Genomic DNA, 23,240 nt, shown 5'->3' with positions numbered 1-23,240 from the left:
CTGCGGACATCGCTCCGCAGCCAACCGCAACAAACCTCCACCAACCAAACAAATAACAGACATAAACAAATACATTAAACCAGCAACTAAATATAGTAATACCGCCTATCGTTCTATAACTTGCTCACTCATGAGGCCTGCCTATCAGGCCCATGAAAAACCACATCTAAAAAACAATTAATCCGCTCTTCATATCGGATACTTAAATTCATACAAGGTAAATACCATGGACGCTATTACCCATAACCAGATTACTTTTTTCGTCCCGGGAGACCGTGACCCGCATTTCGGTCTCGACGGCGTTATCACTCTGTTTGAACTCAAGCACGCACTTGACACCGACCGGCATGTGAAAGGCTTCACCGTATTGGCAGACGACAAGATTCTGGTGAGTGCATGGCTGGCCCGCGACCTGAAAGGGATCTATGGTCTGGCACGCTTCAATCCTGATGGCAGCGTCGACACCTCGTTTGCCGACATGGGCCTGGCGCAAGGCAACTTCGCCAATGGATACGACTCGACAGGCGGCAAGCTCGCCGTTCGGGACGACGGCCACATCATCATGCTGGGCTGGTCCCGAGAAGTAGACGTTTACAGCCCGAAACGCCTGGTCATTGCTCGCTTCGATATCAATGGCCTGGTTGACCACAGCTTTGGTGAACAGGGCTGCGTAGTCATTGAAAACAGCGCCCTCGGGGAGTTGGTTGACGACTCCAGCACCCTGCAATTGCTGGCCGACGGAGCCCTCCTCGTCAGCGCAACCTACTTGAAGGGGGACACCTCTACCGGTGTGGTGTTGCGAGTCGATACTCATGGCAATCTGGATAAAAGTTTCAATAAAACCGGACAACTCGAGATCCATCATCACGCGTTCACTGGTCTGTCAGTCACTGCCATCCGAGTGCAGGCTGACAACACTATTCTGGTCGCGGGCAGTGCTCGACATTCACAGTCTGAAACACAAGGCTATGTCGCTCGTTATACTCACACGGGTGAACTTGATACTAACTTTGGCGGCACTCAGACACCCGGTTTCTCCCTTGTGAACATTCCGAATGGTACGGTTATCTTCCACGAACTTATCGACACCGCCGCAGGCAACGTCGTGGGTATTGGCCAGGCAAGTTCCGGTCAACGAAACTGGGGTCTGCTCGTGGGCTTCGACACGACCGGCAACCCATTCCCCGAGTTCAATCAGGGTCGCCCGGTATTGACTTCGTTCAATGCCGACCATGGGAACGAGTGGGTGTGTGCGACCCGGCAGGCGGATGGCAGTATCGTCACCGCTGGCGGTTCCAGTCGCCTGTATATCGCCCGCTATCTGGCTAACGGCTCCGTTGACCGAAGCTTCGGTCAAAACGGTTGCATCCAGGAAGACACTCAACTGGTGACCACACCAGCGCTTCTACAAACACAAACAACCGGCCGCATTCTGCTGGCGGGCAACACCCTGGGCTTAGGTGGCGCACTCGGCCACGTTTACGGCTATCAGGGCTGATTCTCCCTACCCTGCCAAGCGCCCCTGACCACACACCTCGTTAGAGCTGTGTGGTCAGCCTTTAACCTTCATGAAATCAATAAACGCCCGCACCTTCAGTGGCCCTTGTCAGCCATCCTGCATCTGGACACCACCAAGCTGCTGACGCACATTACCCCTCACTCACCCAAGGAGAAAAACCGCATGACGGACTATCGCGAATACTTCAACGAAGTGACCCAGACCCTTGTCGACATCGAGCAATGGTTTTCCGGCACCGGCGACAAAGGCGTACTGACGCAGTTGCTGGCGCGTTTCTCGCCGCAGTTTTCGATGATCGTGCCCGGCGGCAATGCGCTGGATTATCCGGGTTTGAGCGAACTGTTCGATAAACTCGGCGGCGCCCGCCCGGGCTTGAAAATCAGCCTGAGCGAATGGCGCGGGATTGACCAACACGCAGGCGGCGCCACCGTCAGCTACCGCGAAGTGCAGTCCGATACGAGCGGCGTGCTGAATGATCGGCGAGCGACGGCGGTGATTGAAAAGCTGCCGACAGGTGCATTGCTGTGGCGGCATTTGCATGAGACGTATTGCCAGGGTTGACCATGATCGCTCCCACGTCGAGGCGTCGAACCGTCTGCGTGGTAGCGCGATGCCCGGGACGCTCTGCGTCCCAAGCGGTGACGCAGAGCGTCACGGGATGCATTCCCACGCAGAGCGTGGGAACGATCAACAAGGGTGTTTATGTCATGTAGGTTTTTGAAGGACAATGGCCCGCGCGTCTGAGGACGGTTCCGACACGTTTTGACGGTTGCGCTGGGTGATGGGGGACGGATAACCTTTTCGGGTCGCTGCCCATTCAGCGATCGGGTGTGGTAGCCCGGATATCTCATAGGAGTGACTTAACCTATTGGAGCATCACCATGTCTAAAGCTACCCCCAATCCCACTGAAACCGAAAGCACCTCCCCCTACGCCTCCCTCGACTCAAAAGAACTCCACGCCGCCGCGCACCGTGCGCTCGACCATTACCTGGTGCTGCCTGAGACCAAGCAATTGTTGGCCGACCGACGTCCTGGCTGCATTTTCGTCATTGCCCCCGATGTCGACTCTGAAACCTTGTTGGCCCACGCCTGCGAGACCCTGGCCTCGGTGAATGTCATGGCCAGCGATCTGGCGTTTGAGCTTGAAGGTCCGAAGCGCAATACCGCGCTGGCGATTCAGCAGATGATTTCACTGGCCGAATTGGCGGTGAATCGAGCGTTGGATCACCTTGATCCACCGGATTCACCGCAGTAGCCAATCCGGCGTCAGTCATTGTGGCGAGGGGGCTTGCCCCCGTTGGGTCGCGAAGCGGCCCTAAAATCGATGATCGTATTGCGTCAGAGAGAACGCATCTGTCGGTTTTACGACTGCTTCGCAGCCGAACGGGGCGGTGCGGCGTTCCGACAAGCCCCCTCGCCACAATTGGTCACCCGGCGATAGATTTCTGTTAACTGACTGGCATTAGGGCTCGCCCCTGCCACAGGGTTATTCCTCGCGATCCTGATTGACCACCACCGTACAAGTAATCCCCGCCGCCAGCAGCACCCCGTCCGGCACTTCATCAATGTGAATCCGCACCGGAACCCGTTGCGCCAAACGCACCCAGTTGAAGGTCGGATTCACGTCGGCAATCAATTCGCGGCTTTCCGGGTTATCGCGGTCGTAGATACCGCGCGAAATACTTTCGACATGCCCCTTGAGCACTTCGCCGCTCATCAATTGCATGTCGGCCTGATCGCCGATCTTCACATACGGCAGTTTGGTTTCTTCGAAGAACCCGTAGACCCAGAACGAGTGCATGTCGACCACGGCCATTTTCGCTTCGCCGATGCGCGCATAGTCGCCGCGATGGACGTTGAGGTTGGTGACATAACCATCCACCGCCGCCAGTACCTTGGTGCGTTTGAGGTTCAGTTCGGCGGCTTCCAGCTGAGCCAGCGCCTGTTGGTAATCAGCCAGCGCCGAGTCGGCGATGTTGCTGGCGTCGTCGCGGTTTTCCTTGGAGATCACCAGGTTGTCGAGGTCGGCGCGGCGGTGCGCGTTGACCTTGCGCATCTCCCACGTGGCCTTGCGCGAAGCCACCAGCGATTGCGCCTGTTTCACCGCGATCTGGTAGTGCTCGGGGTCGATCTGCATCAGCAGGTCACCCTTTTTCACCAACTGGTTGTCATGCACCGGCACGTCGACCACTTCGCCGGTGACGTCGGCGGCGACATTGATGATGTCGGCGCGCACCCGGCCATCACGGGTCCACGGCGTGTCCATGTAATGCACCCAGAGGGTCCGGCCGATCCACAGCGCGAGGGCCAGTACCAACAAGGTCGCGAGCAGACTGAAGAGCTTTTTCATCGATTCGGTCTCAAGGATAAACAGTCAGCGCAAGGGCGCCGAACAAACAGGTGAAGAGGCTCAGGCGCAGCAGCGCCGGATGCCAGAAGAAGCGGTACAGATCAAACCCGGACAGAAACCGGTCGAGCGCCCAGGCCACTGCCGCAGCGATGAAAAACATCAGGGTCATGGTCGGCATGTACACGCCGTGGAAAGCGATTTCACGAGGCATGGTCAGGTCCTTGCGGGGCAGCGAGCGCTGCCAGCGGTGATTGCGGGTCGAGCAACGAGGTACGGATGAAATGCAGGTAACTCTTCACCCGACGCAGGGCCGAGGTGTCGAAGTGCGGGGCGAAGGGTTCGTCAGTGGCCTGGACGCGGCTGATGGCGTGGTCGACCGCCACCAGACTGCGCTCCAGATTGCTTTGACTCGGTTGCAGAAACAGCCGCACCAATGAACGTCCCATCACCCGGATCGCCTGTCGCCATGGTTGAGATTCGGCATAGGCCGGGTGCACCGGGAGCATCGCCTGTTCCTTGCGCAACTCGATGATCGCGTGGCCGACTTCCAGCACCACGAACATCCAGCGCAGCAGATCGCGTTGCACCTGAGGCTGCCCGGCGGCCAGACCATACGCCTGATGCACCAGATCACGGGTGCTGCTTTCAAAACTCGACGCCAGTCCCTTGAGTTTGCCGCTGATGGCGAACACCACTTGCCCGCGCAAGTCCTGCTCCAGACGCCGCCACAACCAGCGACTGTTGGGCGGCAGAATGATTGCCCCCGCCGCCGCGCACACCAGCATGCCCATGACCATGGCGGTGTAGTCGTTGATGAAGGTGTAGGGGTTGTAGACCGTCAGGTTATCCGGCACCGAACCGGTGCTGAAAAAGATCAGCAAACCCAGGCCGACACCGGCGTACTGCGGCCGTGAGGTGAGGAATGAACCGAGCACGATCACCGGCGCCAGCATCACGCACAACAGTGGGAAACCGTCGATCCGCGGGAAGATGAAAAACATCTCGACGAAGCCGATCAGCGCACCGAGCAACGTCCCGCAGGCCATCTGGAACGCCATGCGTTTGGGGTTTGGCGTGGCCGCCGAGAGACCGACCGTGGCGGCAGCGATCAAGGTCATGGTCGCGCCGCTCGGCCACGCAGTGGCGACCCAGTAACTGCCCAGCACAATCAGAATGAACGAGGCCCGAATGCCCGCCGCGGTCGACGCCAGCCAGTTGGTTTTCGGGGTGTAGGGCTCATCCCATTGCTCGCGTTCGTGGCGGTGCTCGGCCAGCGACGCGTGGGTCTGTGCATAACTGTGCACGTCGTCGACGAAGCGGTAGAGCAACTCGTATGCGGTGTGGAAATCCAGCTGCTCGGCGTCGCTCGGTTCGCTCTTCTGAAAACTCGCCCGCAAGCTGCGCACCCGCGCCGGCAGCCCTTCTTTATAGGCGGCCAATTGCGCTGCCAGACGCGCTGCGTCGGCATGCGTCAGCGCGCGACCCGAGAAGCCATCGAGCACTTCGGCCAGGTCCTGCAATCCAGGTTTGATCGCCGCCACTACCTGTTCGGTGCCACTGCTGCGCAAGCGTTCGAGCAATTGGTGCAAGGCGTTGAACCGGGTGGTGATGCCCATGAATTCGCTGTTCAGCCGACTGAGCCGACCATTGCGCCGACGCATGTGCGGGTCTTCGAACACGGTGACGCTGCGCAAGCCTTCCAGGCCCACGGCTTCGGCGATAAACCGCACGTTGCCGGCTTCGAAAGCCTCGCGTTGGCTGCGCCCGCGCAAGCCATCGGTCACAAACAGCGCAAACACTCCGAAGCGCTGATACAAGGCGTTGCGCATTGCGGCACTGGCGGTTTGCGGGAGAATCGCGGCGCTGACCAGGGTCGAGCAGAGAATCCCCAGGGAGATTTCCAGCACCCGCCAGACCGCCGCCATGAACGCGCCGTCCGGGTGCGCCAGCGCCGGCAAGCCGACCATCGCTGCGGTGTAGCCGGCGAGCACAAAACCATAGGCGCGGAAGTTGCGATAACGCGCCGCGCCGGCCGTGCAGATGCCGACCCAGATCGCCAAAGCACCGAGGAACAGTTCGGTGTTCTGCGCGAACAAGGCTATCAGCGCGACCATCACCGCCGAGCCGGCCAACGTGCCGAGGAAGCGATAAAAGCTCTTGGCGAACACCTGACCGCTCTGCGGTTGCATGACGATGAACACGGTGATCATCGCCGTGCGCGGTTGCGGCAGTTCCAGGCGCATGGCCAGCCAGAGGGTCAGGAACGCGGCGATCAGCACCTTGAAGATGTAGACCCAGGTCACGCCGTCACTGCGTGCCCAATCGAAAAAACCCCGGCGCCATTCAAGGGAATACAGCCAGCGCAAAGGTGCGGGCAAGGGAGTCATGAAATCCTGCTCAGTGAAATTAAGTCCAGACTCAGGACCTGTGGGAGCGAGCCTGCTCGCGAAGGCAGTGTGTCAGGCGACATGGATGCTGACTGATACTCCCTCTTCGCGAGCAGGCTCGCTCCCACAGGGTTTGCGTTCAATTCACGATGCTCATGAGAAGAGCCGGGGTTTTCGGTGCCTGGACTTTGCTGTCGGGCGGCACATCGTTACCCGCACCGAGCCCGCCGCCAAGGGCGGTGACCAGTTCGGCATGGGCACTCAAACGCGCGGCCTGAACCTGTTGTTGCACTTGCTGCTGCTTGAACAGCAGGCTCTGGGCATTCAGCACGTTGAGGTAATCGGTGAGCCCGCGCTGGTAGGCGATCATCGCGATGTCGTAGGTTTTCTGCGCTGCGGCCACCGACTCGGCAGCAAAGGCTTGCTGCTTGTCCATGGACTCGCGGCGGATCAACTGGTCGGAGATGCTCTTGAGCGCATTGACCAGGGTCTGGTTGTACTTGGCCACGGCAATGTCATAGCCGGCCGAGGCTTCGCCCAGTTCCGAGCGCAAACGCCCACCGTCGAAGATCGGCAGGGAGATCGCCGGCCCGACGTTGTAGTTGAGCTTCTTGCCGGTCAGGAACTCCAGCGCCCCGCCGCCGGTCGCCATGTAACCGAGGCTGCCGACCAGATCGACGTTGGGGTAGAAACCGGCGTGCGCCACGTCGATCCCGCGCGCCTGGGCCGCGACTTGCCAGCGACTGGCGACCACGTCCGGGCGTTGGCCGAGTAATTGCGCCGGCAACGCCGAAGGCAGTTTCAGTGCAGCGCCCAGAGACAGCGTCGGACGCTGCAAGCGTGCACCCTCCCCCGGGCCTTTTCCTGCCAGCGCGGCGAGTTGATTGCGGCTTAGGGCAATTTCTTCGTCCAGTGCGTCCAGTTGCCGATGAGTTTCGGGCAGCGGGGTTTGTGCCTGGCTGACTTCGAAATGAGTGCCGATGCCGCCGTCCAGACGCTTTTGCGCGAGGTCGAGAATCTGCTGTTGCTGCTTGAGGGTCGCGGTCACGATGTCCCGTTGCGCGTAATGCAGCGACAACTGGATGTAGGCGCGCACCACATTGTTCTGCAATTCAAGCTGAGCCATGCGCGCTTCGGCGGCGCTAATGTGGGCCATGTCGACGGCGCGTTCGGTAGCATTGCTTTCGCGGCCCCAAAGGTCGAGGGCGTAGCTGAAACCGAGCGCGGCGTTGTTGTCCCAGGTGGTGGTGTTGGCCAGCTCACCCGGACCGTAGAACTGGTCGGTCGGCCAGTTATGGTGCTTGAGCGTGGACTGGCCATTGACCTGCAACGACTCGGCCGACTCGGCAACACCGGCCATGGACTTGGCCTGACGCACACGGGCAGCGGCCATGGCCATGCTCGGGCTGCCTTGCACGGCGAGGTCGACCCAGTGATTGAGTTGCGGGTCGCCATAGACCTGCCACCACTGCGCAGTGGGCCAGTGAGCGTCTTTGGCGGCGCTTTGAATGGCCTCGTCGGTGGCCAATGTATTGGCGTCGAATGCGTTGCCCTGTGGGGCAATACCTCCGGTTCCGATGCAGCCGCTGATTGCTAACGATAAAGCCCAAACACTGAGAGTCTTCAGCTCTCTGCTGATGCGACGCGGCACTGCTGCAAATTCCTGGAAATAGGGGGAGGCACGAGGTCTTGTAGACACTGACTTATCTGTGGGAGCGAGCCTGCTCGCGATGCAAACAACTCGGTGCATCAGGTACACCACACCGATGCCATCGCGAGCGGGCTCGCTCCCACACATTGGTAACGGCGCAATTCTAGGGGGCGGCCCCAATGGCGATAAGCCGGGAATCCTGTGAATCTTTGTTACCGTTCACGAGATAATCCCTTGGTCGGGGTCACAGCATTCCGTAACTTCGTGTCACAATTTGTCATCGCACCCGAGAGCACCCCATGGACACTTTGCAAAACATGCGCGCCTTCAGCTGTGTCGCCGAAGCCGGCAGCTTCACTGCCGCTGCCGTGCAGCTGGATACCACGACGGCCAACGTCTCGCGCGCGGTCTCCAACCTGGAAGCCCACCTGCAAACCCGTTTGCTCAACCGCACCACCCGTCGCATCGCCCTGACCGAGGCCGGTAAACGTTATTTGCTGCGCTGCGAGCAGATCCTCGCCTATGTCGAGGAAGCCGAAGCCGAGGCCAGCGATGCCCATGCGCGCCCGGCCGGGCAACTCAAGGTGCACACCATGACCGGAATCGGTCAGCACTTCGTGATCGATGCCATCGCTCGCTATCGCAAGTCCCATCCGGACGTGACCTTCGACCTGACCATGGCCAACCGCGTACCGGATTTGCTGGACGAGGGTTACGACGTATCGATCGTGCTGGCCAGCGAACTGCCGGACTCGGGTTTCGTTTCGCAACGGCTGGGCATCACCTACAGCATCGTTTGTGCATCGCCGGCCTACGTGAAGGCCAACGGCTGCGCGCAGAAGCCCAGCGACCTGCTGAACCATGCCTGCCTGCGTCTGGTCAGCCCGGTGATTCCGCTGGAGAAATGGCTGTTCGATGGCCCGGAAGGCCAGGAAATGGTCACCATCAACAGCTCGCCGTTTCTGGTGAACTCCGCCGACGCGATGAAAACCGCGATCATCAGCGGCATGGGCGTCGGTGTGCTGCCCGTCTACGCGGCCATCGAAGGCCTGCGCAACGGTAGCCTGGTGCGAGTCATGCCCAACTACCGCTCGCAAGAGCTGAACCTGTACGCCATCTACCCGTCGCGCCAGTACCTGGATGCGAAGATCAAGACCTGGGTCGAGTACCTGCGCGGCTCGCTGCCGGAGATTCTCGCGGCGCATCAGGCGGAATTGGCGGCGTATGAGTTGAGCGGGAGCCTGGGTGGGGCACGGTTGGCCAATTGACAACACCTGACTTGATCGTTCCCACGCTCTGCGTGGGAATGCAGCCCGTGACGCTCCGCGTCACTGGACGCGGAGCGTCCCTAGAGGCATTCCCACGCGGGAGCGTGGGAACGATCACAGGTCTCGCGTAAACGTTGTCAGGAATGTTAGCGTGCTTGGCATTCTCCTCCGCCTGACGAGCCTTCCTGCGATGAAAAAGACCGTACTTGCCTTCAGCCGTGTCTCGCCCGAAATGGTCGAGTTCTTGCGACACGACTTCGATGTGATCGTGCCCAACCCCAAGCTGGGTGACATCAATGCACAGTTCAACGAAGCCCTGCCCCACGCTCACGGCTTGATCGGCGTTGGTCGCAAGCTCGGTCGGGCCCAATTGGAGAACGCCAGCAAACTCGAAGTGGTGTCCAGTGTCTCGGTCGGCTACGACAACTACGACCTGGCCTACTTCAACGAACGCGGGATCATGCTCACCAACACCCCGGACGTGCTGACCGAAAGCACCGCCGACCTGGCCTTTGCCTTGCTGATGAGTAGTGCCCGACGCGTCGCCGAGCTGGACGCCTGGACCAAGGCCGGGCAATGGCAGGCCACGGTCGGCGCGCCGCTGTTTGGTTGCGACGTGCATGGCAAGACCCTGGGCATCGTCGGCATGGGCAACATTGGAGCAGCCATCGCCCGACGCGGTCGTCTGGGCTTCAACATGCCGATTCTGTACAGCGGCAACAGCCGCAAAGCCAACCTCGAACAGGAACTCGGCGCGCAGTTTCGCAGCCTTGATCAGTTGCTGGCCGAAGCCGATTTCGTCTGCCTGGTGGTGCCGCTCAGCGACAAGACCCGGCACCTGATCAGCCACCGCGAACTGGCGCTGATGAAGCCGAGCGCGATTCTGGTGAATATTTCCCGTGGCCCGGTGGTCGATGAACCGGCGCTGATCGAGGCCTTGCAAAACAACCGGATTCGCGGGGCGGGACTGGATGTCTACGAGAAGGAACCGCTGGTCGAGTCGCCGCTGTTCCAGCTGAAGAACGCCGTGACCTTGCCGCACATCGGTTCGGCCACCCATGAAACCCGCGAAGCCATGGCCCACCGCGCCTTGGCCAACCTGCGCAGCGCGTTGCTGGGCGAGCGGCCGCAGGATCTGGTGAATCCGCAGGTGTGGAAGGGTTGATAGAAACAGGGCGCGTTCTAGCTGAACGCGTCCTGTCCCCCGTTACGACAACGCATCACGTCATTCGATGACATCAAAGTACTTGAAATTAGACGGTGTCGTTTCATTCACGAAGTACAGTGCAAATGCCGTTTCGCCAATCAATCGTTTGATCGTGTCTTCAGGCACCAGCGCCTCGACGTTCTTCTCTTCGTTCAGCGTAAATTGGTCTTCATAATCGACAATTCCGGGGGTAGCACTCCCCAGATAAAAAAGGACTGTGTCGCCGGGCTTGAATTCGTCATAACCAAGCTCCACCCAAAGGCCATCCTTCGAAACACGCGCATGACTCAATTTGCCATTAGCATCCAGCAACTTGATAACTGGCGCCGGCGGCAAAGCCTCGCTCGAATGATCCTGATTATTTAAAGATTTACGAATATTCGCGATGATTGCAGTTTGAGCTTTATTCATGGTAACTCCACCCCAGGTATTATCGAGACACCCTCCAGAATCCAGACCACGCTAAACAGAACACACCCAGGTGTCTACTGTCACATCTGACAGTAGACAAACCTGAAATAACAGTGGCCACCCGAGCCCTCAAACTACGACAGGACACAACTTGCAATTCAGTCCCCTGCCTGTCATTTTTTTTGCGTTATAAACTCCTGCCCGGACAGCCTGCACAGTGCAGGCCCCGGATGTGGAGAGTACGCGACATGATAAATTTCACGACGGCCTGCCTGATCAGGCGCAGTAAGTTGGCCCTGGTTTTAATGGCGGGAGGATTTGGTCTGCTTATTGTATTCAGCAATGTGACTGACTACGCCTCCAACTACGAATTTGTTGGGCATATCCTCAGCATGGACACGACCCGCCCCAACGAAGCCCTGCGCTATCGCGCCATCACTTCCCCCATGCTGCACCATAGAATCTACTGGATGATCATCACCCTGGAGACAACCTACACCGCCTGTTGTTTATTGGGGGCCTATCAGCTTTACACAAAACTCAATGCGCCACGCAAGGAATTCCACGAGGCAAAAAAATACGGAATTGTCGGTTTGATGATCGGCATCTTCGTGTATTACTTCTGCATACAAGTGATCGCCAATGAATGGTTCGACATGGACACTTCCGCAGAATGGAATGCCATGGCATGGACCCGAAGCATTATCGGCTACATGATGACGGCGCTTATTTATCTGTCACTGAAAACCGATAATTAACAACCGCCGCCTGTATGAACCTGATCAAGCAAAGTGCAACTTGATCGATCACGCCAACTTGCCACTTCCTACGGCCACCCGCGCCTTGGGTTTGCGAAACACCAACACGTTACCCAACATGACCAGCACCAACCCGGCCAAAGCCGGTGTAGTCCATTGATAGCCTTCGGCAAAGGCCGACACGTTCAAAGCCACTACCGGGAACAGCACCGTGCAATACGCCGCACGTTCAGGGCCCATGCGCCCGACCAGGGTCAGGTACGCAGTGAAACCAATCACCGAGCCCGGAATCACCAGATACAACAACGAGCCGATGTAACGAGTATTCCATTCAATGTCGAAGGGAATACCTTTGACCAGGCAGTACATCGACAGCATCGCGGCGCCATAGGCCATGCCCCAGGCATTGGTGGTCAGCGGCTTGAGGCCGGCTTTCTGTTGCAGGCTCGAGAGCATGTTGCCGGCCGAGAAACACAGTGTGCCCAGCAGCGCCAGACCCAGGCCAAGCAAGGTTTGCGGGCTGGCGGTATGGCCGACCAGTTCCGGCCAGAACAACAAGCCCAGCCCGATCAACCCCAGCGCGCCGCCCATCAGCACATTGCGGGCCACTTTCTGACCGAAGAACACCCGTGCATTCAGCGCATTCCACAGCGTGGCGGTGGAGAACACCACGGCGACCAGACCGCTGGGAATCCACTGGCTGGCGGTGAGGAAGCACATGAAATTGATGCAGAACAAGCACAACCCCTGGGCCAGGCAGATCAGATGACCGCGCCGGTTCATCACTTGCAGGCGTCGGCTGAGCAGTAACATCACGAACAGCACCAGCGATGCCAGGCCGAAGCGATAAACGATCGACACCGGAATCGCCACCACCCCCAGTTGCAATTTCAAGGCGATCCAGGTGGTGCCCCAGATCAGCACCGTTAGCAGGTATAGCGAGAGATTCATATCGGCAACTCCTGAAGATGGCCTTCAGTCTGTTCCCGAGGCAGGCCGTGCGCTTGCATAAACTTGCGCTTTTGTCAGGCGACGGGCTGGCAGCGTCGAGGTGACGGAGTAGGATGCAAGGCGTTGGAGAGAGCCGATCATGCCCGCACTGGAAACCCTGCAAGTCTTTCAAGCCCTCAACCGCTCGCCGAATGCTCGCCTTGAGCACAGCGCCGAGCTCGGTGACGGCATGGCTGCAGCCTTGTGGAGCAACCATCACGACGCCCAGGACTATGAAGCGCCCGGTCATCACACCCTCTCCTGCTACATCGCCGGTGGCACCGGGACCTTTCGCCGCGAACAGCCCGGCACCAAAGGCGGCCCGGACAAACTCTGCATCCTGCCCGCCGAGCACCAGTCGGCCTGGGTGATCAACGGTGAAATCCGTCTGGCTCACCTGTACTTCAGCCCCGAGCAATTTGCCCTCGGCTGCATCACCCTGCTCGACCGTGAACCGCGTGAACTGCAATTGCAGGAAAGCACCTTTCTCGAAGACCCGGTGCAAGCCCGACGTTTCCGTCAGTTGATTGAATTGAACTGGGACGAGCCCGGCGAACGCCTGCTGACCAGCAGCCTCGCGCATGAAATGCTCAGCCACACGTTGCTCAGCCAGGTCGGCCTGCGCCAGGGTTTGCGCCTCAAGGGTGGGCTGGCGGCACATCAGCGTCGACAGCTGATCGAGTACATCGACCAGCAATTGGCCGAACCGATCAGCCTCGGTCAGTTGGCCGGCTTGTGCGCCTTGTCGGAGTACCACTTCGCACGGATGTTTCGCGAAAGCTTCGGCCTGCCGCCGCATCAGTACCTGTTGGCCCGCCGCCTGACTCACGCCCGACATTTGCTGCGCAGCACCTCACAGCCGCTTGGGGAGATTGCCCTCGCCTGCGGCTTTGCCAGCGCCAGCCATTTCACCAACCGCTTTCGTCAGGCCATGAACGGCACGCCCGGCGAATACCGCCAGGCGTTTTTGCGGTAACACTGCCTCCACGCAATGCCCCTACGGAGCCAAGGTAGTGACCGAGAAGGTGTTGGCGTGAAACAGCGGATCCGGCTTGGGTTGTGCCTTGCTCGGCGCAGGCTGGGTGAAGTCCATCGCTGGCAGGTAAACCTTTTTGCTCAGCGGATCGAAGGCCATGTTGTAAGCCATCGGCAACGTGCTGACGCTGGCCTGCGCCTGGTAATGATCGGCGTCGAGCTGCTGGAAGAGGCTCAGGTTGGCATCAACTCCGCTGGGGATCAGCAATCGTCGATTGTCCGCATCATAGACCAGGGCGTTGACGTCGCGGGTGATCGGCAGACGGGCCTTCAACGCACCGCTCTGAAGATCGGCGACGACCAGTTGCGGTTTTTCGCCTCGGCACGCAATGAACAAGCGTCCGCGCTCGGCATCCTGCGCCAGGGCACTGGGTCGCGCGCAGCCGTCGAATTGCCAGGTGTCGAGGACTTCAAAACTGCTCGCCGAGAAACGAGCGACCTTGCCCTCATCACGCATTGGCAGGAAGAAACTGCCGTCGCCCTTGACCAGCAACGGATCGATTTTCTTTACGTCCAGTTCATGCGCGACGGTGATGCGCTCCTGCTTCGGATCGAACACAAACAAGGTCGAACGATCAGCACGCCGGCCGCTGACGATAATCACCTGACCCGTGCGCGGTTCATACACCGCGCTGTTGAGGTTGCTCTGGGCCACCGGGATACGCTTGAGCAGTTTGAGTGTGGATAACTCGACCACGCCCAGGCTGCCGTCGGTGTTGAGCACAAACACCCGGTTCAATGTCGGCACGAACACCACGCCGTTGGCGCCCGCTGAGTCGTCGATGGTTTTCAGCAGACGTTGCTGCTCGACATCGAACACGCTCAGGCCGTTTTCCCGGCGGGCCAGAAACAGATAAGGCCGCGTCGGGTCGAGGGCGACAAAACCCCAGCTGTCTCCCGAGCCGGGCAAGCTCACCTGCTGCTCGCGATGGTAAACCCGGGCATCCGGTTCCGGCGTGGCAAACGCCGCGCCGTTGAATGCCAGCGCCAAAACAGCAATCTTCAAGGCTTTCATCAGAACTCCAGGGTGCTGGACAGCGAGATCTGGCGCGAATCGCCCATCGACACAAAGAACCGGCTGACGGCCGAGGTGTAGTAGGTGCGGTCGAAGAGGTTTTTCACGTTGAGCTGGAACTTGACCTTCTGCCCGTCGAGTTTGGTGTCGTAGGTGGCGAAGGCATCGGCCACCGTGTAGCTCGGCAGGTCGAAGTCGTTCACCGCGTTACCGGCCCGCTCGCCGACATACCGGGCGCCCGCGCCCATCCGCAACTGGTCGCCACCGACGATGCTGCCGAAGTCATAGACCGCCGACAGTGAGCCGGTATTTTTCGCCACGTTTTGCAGTCGCTTGCCTTTGTAGGTAGGGTCTTCGGTGACCTCGGCGTCGGTGTAGGCGTAGCTGCCGATCATGCTCCAGCGCTCGCTCAACTGACCGGTCAGGTCCACTTCCAGGCCACGGGAACGCACTTCTCCGGCCGCACTATAGGTGGTGACCAGCGGGTTCTCGGAGTTGGCCACCAGCACGTTGCGTTTCTTGATGTCGAACAGCGCAATATTGCCGGTCACGCGGCCCGGAATGTCGAGCTTGGCGCCCAGCTCCCACGACTTGGCTTCTTCCGGTGCGAAGCTGCCATCAAGCACGACCGTACTGCCACTCAATGGCGCGATGGTCGAGTTCGGTTTGAAGGATTCGGTGTAGCTGCCGTAAAACGACAGCTCATCGGTATAGCGATACACCAGGCCGGCGCGCGGCACCCACTTCTGGCCGTTGCTGTCGGTGTTGGCCTTGAACGGACGACCCTTGCCGGCGTACTGGTCATACTCCTGGAAGCGTCCTCCGGCCACCAGAATCCACTGGTCGTTCAGGTGGATCGAGTCCTGTAGAAAGACCGAATCGCTGCGCAGCAGATCGGTCTGATTGCTGTCCGCAGCGCTGACCGTGGTGCCCGCCACTTCACGACCGTAGACCGGGTCCAGATAGCTGAAGGACGGGAACAGGCTCTTCTGCCGGATCAGGTCGGCGCGGTAGATCTTGCGGTATTCGTCATCCACGCCGAACACCAGATCGTGTTGCATGCCGGCCACATCGACCTTGCCTTCGAGGCTGGCGGTGGTGAAGCGGTCGGTGGTCAGGGCGCCCTTGGTGCCATCCATGCTGCGGGTCAGCGTGCCTTTTTCCGGGTCGATGGCGGTGATACGAACCTGGCTGGCGTCGTAGGTTTCGCGGTTCCAGCTGTAGCCGAAGTGGGCTTTCCAGTTGTCATTGAGCTCGTGGTCGGCTTCGAAATGGTACAGGTCCGAACGGCCTTCCATATTGTTGAACGACTCGTCGAGACGACGGCCACGCGGGATGTCCAACGGATGATTGGTACGCGGGTCAATGGCCGTGCCACGGTCGAACGGTGCGAGGAACTCGCGGTGCTCGTAGGCGAACAACAGCTTGGTGCTCTCGCCGAACCAGGCCAGGGACGGCGCGACCAACGTCTCGCGATGCGTGCCGAAATTGCGCCAGTAGTCTTCATCTTCGTGGTCCAGCACCATTCGGTAGGCCAAACCGGAGTCGCCCAGTGGCCCGGTGCTGTCGAGGCTGCCACCGCTGCCGTTCTTGCCGTTGCCATAGCTCGAGCCACGCACGGTCAAGGCGTTGTATTGCGTCAGTTCGGGCTTTTTGCTGACCGTGTTCACCACGCCGCCCGGGTCCTGAATGCCGTAGAGCAACGAGGCCGGCCCCTTCAAGACTTCAACCCGATCCACCGAGGCGTTCAGGCCACGGCCCTGCACGATTGGCATGCCGTCGCGCATGATCGAGCCGTTGCGGTTGTCACCGAACCCGCGAGTCATCACCGAATCCTGAGTGCTGCCCAGCGTGTTGCCCTGGGTAATGCCGCTGACATTGGCCAGCGCATCGTCCAGATTGCGCGGCACCTGGTCACGCAGCACTTGGGCCGGGACCACGTTGATGGTCTGGGGGATTTCCTGGAGCGAGACCGATGAACGTGCCACTGAGGTGGTGGACGGCGGCTGATAGCTCATCGGTTGCTCAACCGCCGAGGTGATGGTAGTCGCGCCGAGATTCAGCGCGCCTTCAGTGGGCTGTGGTTCAAGGGCCAGGGTATGGGCGTCGGTCTGGCGAAAGGTAAAACCGGACTTGCTCAACAAGCGCTGCATGGCTTGCTCGGCGCTCATCTCACCCTTGATGGCCGGTGCGCTGAGACCGTAGGGCGCTTCATCGGTGTAAACCACGCTGATGCCGGTGACGCGGCTGAAGTCGCTCAAGGCCTGGGGCAAAGGTTTGGCGGCGATATTGAAGCTGAACAGCGCGCTGTGTTGCTCGCTGGACTGCGCGGCGCACGCCACGCTCAACGGCAACAAGGCCAACACCGAAACGGTCAGCGCAGAAGCGCCAAACCACTGTTTAACCGAACCGCCTGCCGCCGATTTTGCCCTGGACTTCATTGCTCGTGACCTGTGTGTAGAAATGCTGCGGATGCGAATGAATCGCACTTTCACCACTACACGGATGTCACTCGGGTTTACCTCATACCTTTTTTGAAATTATTTTCGCCTGCTGCCGATCGCTCCCATGCTCGCGTGGGAATGCAGCCCGGGACGCTCTGCGTCCCAAGTGCCGAACGCGGAGCGTCCGTTGAGGCATTCCTTTGCTGCGCGTGGGAACGATCATGACCCGTAACAGCGCTATTTCACCTTCACGATGCGCCCTGCACTCTTCGCAGAACCAACGGGTTTGCCTTGTTGATCCATGCGGTGCAGGTAGTCGATCAGGCTATCCAGGTCCGTCACTTCCAAATCGCTACGGTTGATTCCCTGTTTGAAAAGACTGAAGCGATCGCCACCGTCGGCCAGGAAGCTGTTCAGCACCAGGCGATAATTGCGCTCGGGCTGCACCGGCTTACCGTTAAGACGAATACTGCCGGGGATCACCCGACTGTCCAGCGGGCGTGTGGAATCCCAGCGATAACTGAAGCCGCTGGAAACCTGCAGCGCATCAAAATTGCCTTCAGTCTTCCATTGCTGATTGAGCAATTGTTCGAGTTTCCGCCCCTTCAGGTCGAAGGCGATCAGGGTGTTGTTAAACGGCTGCACCGTCGCCACCTGCCCATAATTCAGGCGTTTGAGACCTGGCTCCAAGGCCAGGTCGCCACGAATGCCGCCCCTGTTCATAAAGGCGATCTGTGCGCCATGCGCTGCGCCAGCCGCCAGTTGAGCGTCGGCGATCAAGTCACCCAACGGCGCCTCCCCCGCCACATTGGCACGTCGAGTGATCGGTGAAGCCGCGATGGCGCCGACAGGTTTGAGCAGCACGTTATTGCTGCGTGCTTCAACTTCCCGCTGCAAGGCGAGCATCTGTGGATCGGCTGGATACTGCGCCGGATCGGCCAACAGGTTAGTCGCGTGAACGCCCGTGACCCGATGCTGACCGGGAGTCACATCGAGTGTCAGGCGGGTCATCAGATGCCCATACGAACTGCCCTGAGTCACCAGCAGAGGACCGACCTTGCACAGATAACCTTGATGGGAATGCCCGGAGATCAACACATCGACCGCCGGATCGAGCCGCTTGGCCACATCGACGATAGCGCCACTCAGTTGGCTGCAGTCCTGTTTGTCGTAAGGTTCGGGGGTTGAACCGCCCTGGTGCACTACTGCGACAATCGCATTGACGCCCTGGCGGTTGAGTTCCGGGATCAGCCGATTGATCGAGTCGGCTTCGTCCTCGGTACGCAAACCCTGCAGGCCCTTGGCACTGACCACAGAGGCAACATCGCGCAGTACCGCGCCGACAAAGGCGATCTTCTGGCCTTTGACCTCCTCGATCCGGTACGGCGGCAACAGGGTTTTGCCGGTATCGGTGTCGATCAGGTTCGCCGCCAGGTACGGGAAACCGCTGCCGGGATAGCGAGCGCGAAACTGGCAGGCCTTGGTCGGACGAATCGATTCGCAGCCGCCATTGAGCAGGCGCAGGAACTCCGCCTTGCCGTTGTCCAGCTCATGATTGCCGATGGCGCTGAGTTTCATGTCCATGTACCGCAGCGCTTCGAGCGTCGGTTCGTCGGCCCACATCGCCGACAGCGGTGGACTGCCACCCACCAGGTCACCGGCACCGATGAACAACAGCTGCGGATCGTCCTTGCGCAGTTGCGTCAGCATCCCGCCGAGGGTCGCAATGCCCCCGGCCTTGAGCATGCGCACACCGTCAGCGGCCGCGCTGTCGCGAACCGAATACGGGTTGGCCTGCAAATAACCGTGCAGGTCGTTGATCGCCACGATGTTCACGGCAACCGGGGGCGCTGGCGGCTGAACATGAGTGCAACCGCCCAGCGCGGTAATAGCCAGGGCAACTGCACTGAGCAGCCTTGGCAGGGAATAACGTGTCATGGGGGTCATCCTTGTTCGCTAATCGAAATCTGTAGAAGTGTGACGATCAGGCCAATTGCAGCTGGCCGTGTATCGCTTGCGGCACTTCAACTTGCTTTAGCGTAGTACCCATCCCTGCACGCAGCAGGAGGATTTTCCGGTGATCGGTCATGCGCTCGACCCTCAGCGCAGAATAATCACCCGTCCCAACAGATTGTGCTGCTCGAACCCCAACACTCCTTGCAGGGAATCGAGCACTGCTTGCGGGTCTTTGCTTGGAAAACTGCCACTGATCCGTCGTGCGGCCAGGTCGTCGTTGAGCACCACGATCCGTTCCGGGTAATAGCGGTCGAGGTCTTTCACCACATCGGCCAAGGGTGACTTGTAGTAATTGAGCCAACCCTGACGCCACGCCAGTTGCGCTTCACTGTCGACGGCGTGGAGTTTTGCCGCGCGGCCAGCGCCATAGGCCACTTGCTGGCCAGCCGTCAGCACCTGCTGCCCGGCGCCCTTGACCGGCGTGACAGCGACGCGCCCAGAGAGCACCGTCACCTGCGCGCCTGCCGGTTGCAATCGCACTTCGAACTGCGTCCCGAGCACCCGCGCCTCGCCCTGTTCAGCGTCGACCACAAAAGGCTCGCCGGTATGGCTCACGTTGAAAAAGGCCGCACCGCGACGCAGCCGAACATGCCGTTCACCGTGGCTGAAATCCACGGCAATGGCGCTGTCGGCATCGAGGATGACTCGGGATTGATCGGCCAAGGTCACGTTGAGCACTTCACCCGGTGCCGAGACGTAGTTCGCCGTTAAATCATCGAACCAACGCGACGGCTGCCAGCCGGCGCCTATCGAAACCATCAGCAGCAAGCAGGCGGCCATGGCCAAACCGCCAGACCAGCGCCGCACGCCGGAACGCCTGGAGCGGTGCATTGCATTGAGGTAACCCTGCAAGGCAAAGGCCTCTTCCTCGGCCAGAATGCGAGCCGGCTCTTTGCTCAATTCCCAGACCGCTCGCGCCCGGGCGTAGGCTTCGGCATGCGCCGGATCGGCCTGCAACCAGCGGCTGAACGTGGCGTGATCGCCGCTGCTCGGTTGGTCGTGCAACAGGCTCAGCCAGGCCAGCGCGACCTGCTCCTGAGCCGGCGTCGGAGTGACGTTGGCGGTGTGATTCACGGGGCTGTCCCTGGCGTGCGTGATTCAGGTTCTCGCAGACTGGCCTTGCAGGCTTCGAGGGCGCGCATCATATGTTTTTCCACGGCACTTTGGGAAAGCCCCATGGCCTTGGCGATTTCGGCGTACTTGCGCCCGTGAATGCGGTTGAGCAAAAAAATCTGCCGGGTACGTTCAGGCAAACCGCGCAACGCCGCCTCGACATGGCGCAGGTCGTTGCCAGCTTCCAGCGCTGCTTGTGGCTCGACGCTGAGGTTGTGCTGTTGCTCCGGCAACCAGCCTTCGTTGAGCCTGACTCGCGCACCTTCGCTGCGCAGATGATCGATAGCAATGTTGCCGGCGCAGCGCAGCAGGTAAGTGCTGAGCTCTTCGACGTGCACCAACGGTCGGCGCCAGAAACGTAAAAACAGGTCCTGCACCAGATCGGCGGCAGTCGCCCGACAGCCCACGCGCCGACTGACCAACGCTTCCATTTGCGGCCGCTGGGACAAGAATACCTGCAGAAAATATGCGCGACTGTCCGGGCTGTCGGAGCAGTCGATGTTCTGGGATTCGGGTGGAGTATTGATCATCAAAGGTCGACTCAACGTGGTCCATGCCCTACGCAGGGTCAACGGTGCGCCAATATTAATGATAAATATTCTCATGTGCAAAAGACTCTGATCAGAGCCCGCTCCTCAGTCGGTCTGAGCTGATTGACGAATGCAGTGATTTGCGACACGGGAGCCAGGCTGCTCCCGTGCGATGGGTGACAACATGGGTCAATACGCGGGGTCAGAAACAGGCGGTTTTCAACGCGGGGGGATCCAACTGGTCACGAAACGCCAGGTAGTGCTTGAGCACCTGGATCGGCGCCTCGATTTGCGGGTAATGACCAATTCCGTGTAGCAATACCGTGTCCGGATTGGGGATCAGTTGGCGGTAGCGTTCGACCATGTGGGCACCCGACACCGGGTCGACTTCGCCATCGATCACCCGCATCGCAACGGTGCCTGCTTGCATGGCCTTGACCCACCTGTCCCGCTGTATGCGGCGTTGCGGGATATAGTTGATCAGCTTGTGCATGATCCGCGTGCCACGATTGTTGTCGATCAGGCTCCAGAAATCATCCAGTTCGCTTTCACTTGGACGGGTCCGGGGACCAAAGATCTGCCGGAAACTCTTGACCAGCCCATCCCGACTGAACGCCCGTCCGATCATCCAGCCCAACGGACTGAGCAACAGTTTTTGCATCAACACCGGCTGATGGGTTTCGGGAAACAGGCCACCATTGAGGAATACACAACTGCCAATCTCGACACGCGCTTCACTATGCCGGGCCAACAACTCCTGAGCCACGCTGTCACCGTAATCATGCGCCAGCAGGTGCACAGGCTGCCGGACACCCAGATATTCCAGCAATGCCTGCTGCAAATCGGCCTGCTCCAACAGGCAATATTCATGGTCCAGTGGCTTGGCCGAGTCGCCAAAACCGAGCATGTCGCAGGCGATCACCCGATACCGCTGGGTCAAGGGTTGCCAAAGGTAATGCCAGTCCCAACTGGCGGTGGGGAATCCGTGAATCAGCAACAAGGGCTCACCCTGCCCGGCCACCCAATAGCGAATGGTCTGGCCACGGAACACAAAGCTCTGGCCGCGCTTGCGCCAGACGCACAGAGGGATCTCGGCGAGCGGCATCAGAGTCTGTAACCAGGAGCTTGTTGATCGAGTTTACGCAGCAGCGCCGGCCAGGCCAGCGCGCCGCCCATCCCTTGAGCACTTTTGGTCACGCCGGCAATCATCGCCTTGGCGCCTGCAAGGATCTGCGGTTCGATGGCAATCAGTTCAGCCCCACCGCTCTGCGCCAGCACCTGGATATCGCAGGCGCGCTGGAAGGTGAACATCATCAAAAAGGTGTCGGCAATGCTGCTGCCACAGGTCAGTAGTCCGTGGTTGTGCAACATCAGAAAATTGTTTTCACCGAGGTCGGCTTGCAGGCGCGCCTTTTCCTCGTGGTTGAGTGCGACACCTTCATAGGCGTGATACGCCAGGCTGGAGAGCACAAACAGTGATTGCTGGCTGATGGGCAATACGCCCTGCTTCTGTGCGGAAACCGCCACACCGGCCGCCGTGTGGGTATGCAGCACACACGCCACGTCGTGACGCACTTCATGCACGGCGCTGTGAATGGTGTAACCGGCGGGATTGATCTCGTAGGGGCTGTCCATCAGCTTGTTACCGGCCTGATCGACTTTCACCAGGCTCGACGCGGTAATTTCGTGAAACATCATTCCGAACGGATTGATCAAAAAATCGTCAGTCCCCGGCACTTTGGCGGAGATGTGAGTAAAGATCAGATCGTCCCACCCCTGCAGCGCCACCAGCCGATAGCAGGCCGCCAGATCGACACGGGTTTGCCACTCGGCGGCGCTAACCTGGTCTTGCACATCGGATGTCGATTGAACGGGGGTTACGCTCACGGCAAGGACCTCTGGTTCTTATTATTTTGTGGGGGTAAACGCAGTCTAGTCAGCTGTCGGGATTCGTGTAGTTGCATTCGCAGCCAGCTTACTGACCCAACGAGTCAGCAAGCCTTCGGCCGCTAAAAGACGTGAGCGATGTCACAACCCGCGGATCAATAGCGGCGCCGCAAGCAGGTGCATGTGTCCGGTCAGCCGCGCAGCGCGCTGATCAGTTCCGCCAGCCAAGGTTCGGCGTCAGTTTCCGGGGTCACGCTTTCGCTGGCGTCCAGACGCAGCATGGGCAGCACTTCGCGCACGCCCAATTCACCGAACAGCTCACGCATTTGTTCACCGCCACCACAGAAAGTATCGCCGTAGCTGGCATCCCCCAGGCCAATCACCGCTCCCGGCAAACCGCGCCAGGCAGCGGGCAGTTGATCGCGAATCATCGAATACAGCGGTTGCAGGTTGTCCGGCAACTCGCCCATACCCGTGGTCGAGGTTACGACCAGGAAGGCTTCGGGAGCGAACGCCTGGACATCGGCCAGGGTTGCACGCGGGTTGTGCCAGGTTTCAAAACCTGCAGCCTTGAGAAGGTTGGCCGCATGCCGGGCAACTTCTTCAGCCGTGCCGTACACCGAGCCGGAAAGAATGGCGACTTTCATCAATCTGATCC

Annotated in this window: 21 protein-coding genes; 7 read left to right on the top strand and 14 right to left on the bottom strand. The window is 59.7% G+C overall.

Going from position 1 to position 23,240, the window contains the following annotated elements; translation table 11 throughout:
* The first annotated feature begins 226 nt into the window (after nt 1-226).
* From BK658_RS13250 to BK658_RS13240, 3 genes are all read left to right on the top strand, one after another.
* Nucleotides 227-1,498, top strand: a complete 1,272-nt coding sequence (locus BK658_RS13250) for a hypothetical protein (RefSeq protein ID WP_123582671.1) — start codon at nt 227-229, stop codon at nt 1,496-1,498.
* A gap of 183 nt (nt 1,499-1,681) precedes the next feature.
* On the top strand, nt 1,682-2,080 hold the full coding sequence (locus tag BK658_RS13245) for a DUF4440 domain-containing protein (RefSeq protein WP_123582670.1): 399 nt from the start codon (nt 1,682-1,684) through the stop codon (nt 2,078-2,080).
* 320 nt (nt 2,081-2,400) lie between these two features.
* On the top strand, nt 2,401-2,775 hold the full coding sequence (locus BK658_RS13240; protein WP_123582669.1) for a DUF6124 family protein: 375 nt from the start codon (nt 2,401-2,403) through the stop codon (nt 2,773-2,775).
* Between the two features lie 231 nt (nt 2,776-3,006).
* On the opposite strand, the gene BK658_RS13235 is transcribed toward BK658_RS13240, so the two are convergent.
* From BK658_RS13235 to BK658_RS13215, 4 genes are all read right to left on the bottom strand, one after another.
* A complete protein-coding gene (locus BK658_RS13235; protein ID WP_123582668.1) occupies nt 3,007-3,870 on the bottom strand; it encodes an efflux RND transporter periplasmic adaptor subunit in 864 nt (287 codons plus the stop codon).
* A gap of 10 nt (nt 3,871-3,880) precedes the next feature.
* A complete protein-coding gene (locus BK658_RS13230) occupies nt 3,881-4,081 on the bottom strand; it encodes a DUF1656 domain-containing protein (RefSeq protein ID WP_019691945.1) in 201 nt (66 codons plus the stop codon).
* Nucleotides 4,071-6,257 (bottom strand): FUSC family protein, encoded by a 2,187-nt coding sequence (locus BK658_RS13225; RefSeq protein WP_123582667.1) that lies wholly within the window; start codon nt 6,255-6,257, stop codon nt 4,071-4,073. Before BK658_RS13225 ends, BK658_RS13230 begins: the two co-directional genes overlap by 11 nt.
* Before the next feature lie 139 nt (nt 6,258-6,396).
* On the bottom strand, nt 6,397-7,908 hold the full coding sequence (locus tag BK658_RS13215) for an efflux transporter outer membrane subunit (RefSeq protein ID WP_123582666.1): 1,512 nt from the start codon (nt 7,906-7,908) through the stop codon (nt 6,397-6,399).
* A 299-nt stretch (nt 7,909-8,207) separates the two neighbouring features.
* Between BK658_RS13215 and BK658_RS13210 the strand changes: the two genes are divergently transcribed.
* Nucleotides 8,208-9,176 (top strand): LysR family transcriptional regulator, encoded by a 969-nt coding sequence (locus tag BK658_RS13210; RefSeq protein ID WP_123582665.1) that lies wholly within the window; start codon nt 8,208-8,210, stop codon nt 9,174-9,176.
* Between the two features lie 190 nt (nt 9,177-9,366).
* Nucleotides 9,367-10,341: a 2-hydroxyacid dehydrogenase gene (locus tag BK658_RS13205; RefSeq protein WP_123582683.1), complete on the top strand. Its 975-nt coding sequence runs from the start codon at nt 9,367-9,369 to the stop codon at nt 10,339-10,341.
* A 60-nt stretch (nt 10,342-10,401) separates the two neighbouring features.
* On the opposite strand, the gene BK658_RS13200 is transcribed toward BK658_RS13205, so the two are convergent.
* Nucleotides 10,402-10,794: a hypothetical protein gene (locus tag BK658_RS13200; protein WP_123582664.1), complete on the bottom strand. Its 393-nt coding sequence runs from the start codon at nt 10,792-10,794 to the stop codon at nt 10,402-10,404.
* Between the two features lie 248 nt (nt 10,795-11,042).
* Here BK658_RS13200 and BK658_RS13195 point away from each other — a divergent pair, with 248 nt between their 5' ends.
* On the top strand, nt 11,043-11,552 hold the full coding sequence (locus BK658_RS13195) for a DUF2165 family protein (protein WP_123582663.1): 510 nt from the start codon (nt 11,043-11,045) through the stop codon (nt 11,550-11,552).
* 48 nt (nt 11,553-11,600) lie between these two features.
* Here the strand turns inward: BK658_RS13195 and BK658_RS13190 are convergent, their stop codons facing one another.
* Nucleotides 11,601-12,503, bottom strand: a complete 903-nt coding sequence (locus BK658_RS13190) for a DMT family transporter (RefSeq protein ID WP_123582662.1) — start codon at nt 12,501-12,503, stop codon at nt 11,601-11,603.
* Nucleotides 12,504-12,642: 139 nt separating this feature from the next.
* Here BK658_RS13190 and BK658_RS13185 point away from each other — a divergent pair, with 139 nt between their 5' ends.
* Nucleotides 12,643-13,518: a helix-turn-helix domain-containing protein gene (locus tag BK658_RS13185; RefSeq protein ID WP_123582661.1), complete on the top strand. Its 876-nt coding sequence runs from the start codon at nt 12,643-12,645 to the stop codon at nt 13,516-13,518.
* Between the two features lie 21 nt (nt 13,519-13,539).
* Here the strand turns inward: BK658_RS13185 and BK658_RS13180 are convergent, their stop codons facing one another.
* From BK658_RS13180 to BK658_RS13140, 8 genes are all read right to left on the bottom strand, one after another.
* A complete protein-coding gene (locus tag BK658_RS13180; protein ID WP_123582660.1) occupies nt 13,540-14,592 on the bottom strand; it encodes a WD40 repeat domain-containing protein in 1,053 nt (350 codons plus the stop codon).
* A complete protein-coding gene (locus BK658_RS13175; RefSeq protein ID WP_123582659.1) occupies nt 14,592-17,033 on the bottom strand; it encodes a TonB-dependent siderophore receptor in 2,442 nt (813 codons plus the stop codon). Before BK658_RS13175 ends, BK658_RS13180 begins: the two co-directional genes overlap by 1 nt.
* Nucleotides 17,034-17,273: 240 nt before the next feature.
* Nucleotides 17,274-18,974, bottom strand: a complete 1,701-nt coding sequence (locus BK658_RS13170) for a bifunctional metallophosphatase/5'-nucleotidase (RefSeq protein ID WP_123582658.1) — start codon at nt 18,972-18,974, stop codon at nt 17,274-17,276.
* A 162-nt stretch (nt 18,975-19,136) separates the two neighbouring features.
* Complete coding sequence (locus BK658_RS13160; protein ID WP_123582657.1) at nt 19,137-20,126, bottom strand: FecR family protein; 990 nt, start codon at nt 20,124-20,126, stop codon at nt 19,137-19,139.
* Nucleotides 20,123-20,698, bottom strand: a complete 576-nt coding sequence (locus BK658_RS13155; protein WP_185019819.1) for an RNA polymerase sigma factor — start codon at nt 20,696-20,698, stop codon at nt 20,123-20,125. Before BK658_RS13155 ends, BK658_RS13160 begins: the two co-directional genes overlap by 4 nt.
* Before the next feature lie 199 nt (nt 20,699-20,897).
* The gene (locus BK658_RS13150) at nt 20,898-21,800 is read right to left on the bottom strand and encodes an alpha/beta fold hydrolase (protein WP_123582655.1); all 903 of its coding nucleotides are present in this window, start codon (nt 21,798-21,800) and stop codon (nt 20,898-20,900) included.
* Entirely contained in the window at nt 21,800-22,582 is a 783-nt protein-coding gene (locus BK658_RS13145) for a class II aldolase/adducin family protein (RefSeq protein ID WP_123582654.1), read from the bottom strand. Before BK658_RS13145 ends, BK658_RS13150 begins: the two co-directional genes overlap by 1 nt.
* 191 nt (nt 22,583-22,773) lie before the next feature.
* Nucleotides 22,774-23,229, bottom strand: coding sequence for a flavodoxin (locus BK658_RS13140; RefSeq protein ID WP_123582653.1), 456 nt, complete (start codon nt 23,227-23,229; stop codon nt 22,774-22,776).
* Between the last annotated feature and the right edge of the window lie 11 nt (nt 23,230-23,240).

It is taken from the genome of Pseudomonas brassicacearum, from assembly GCF_003732175.1.
GTDB classification, from domain to species: domain Bacteria; phylum Pseudomonadota; class Gammaproteobacteria; order Pseudomonadales; family Pseudomonadaceae; genus Aquipseudomonas; species Aquipseudomonas brassicacearum_G.
The sequence above is the reverse complement of the archived record's forward strand: the minus strand, read 5'-3'. Positions and strand labels throughout refer to the sequence as shown.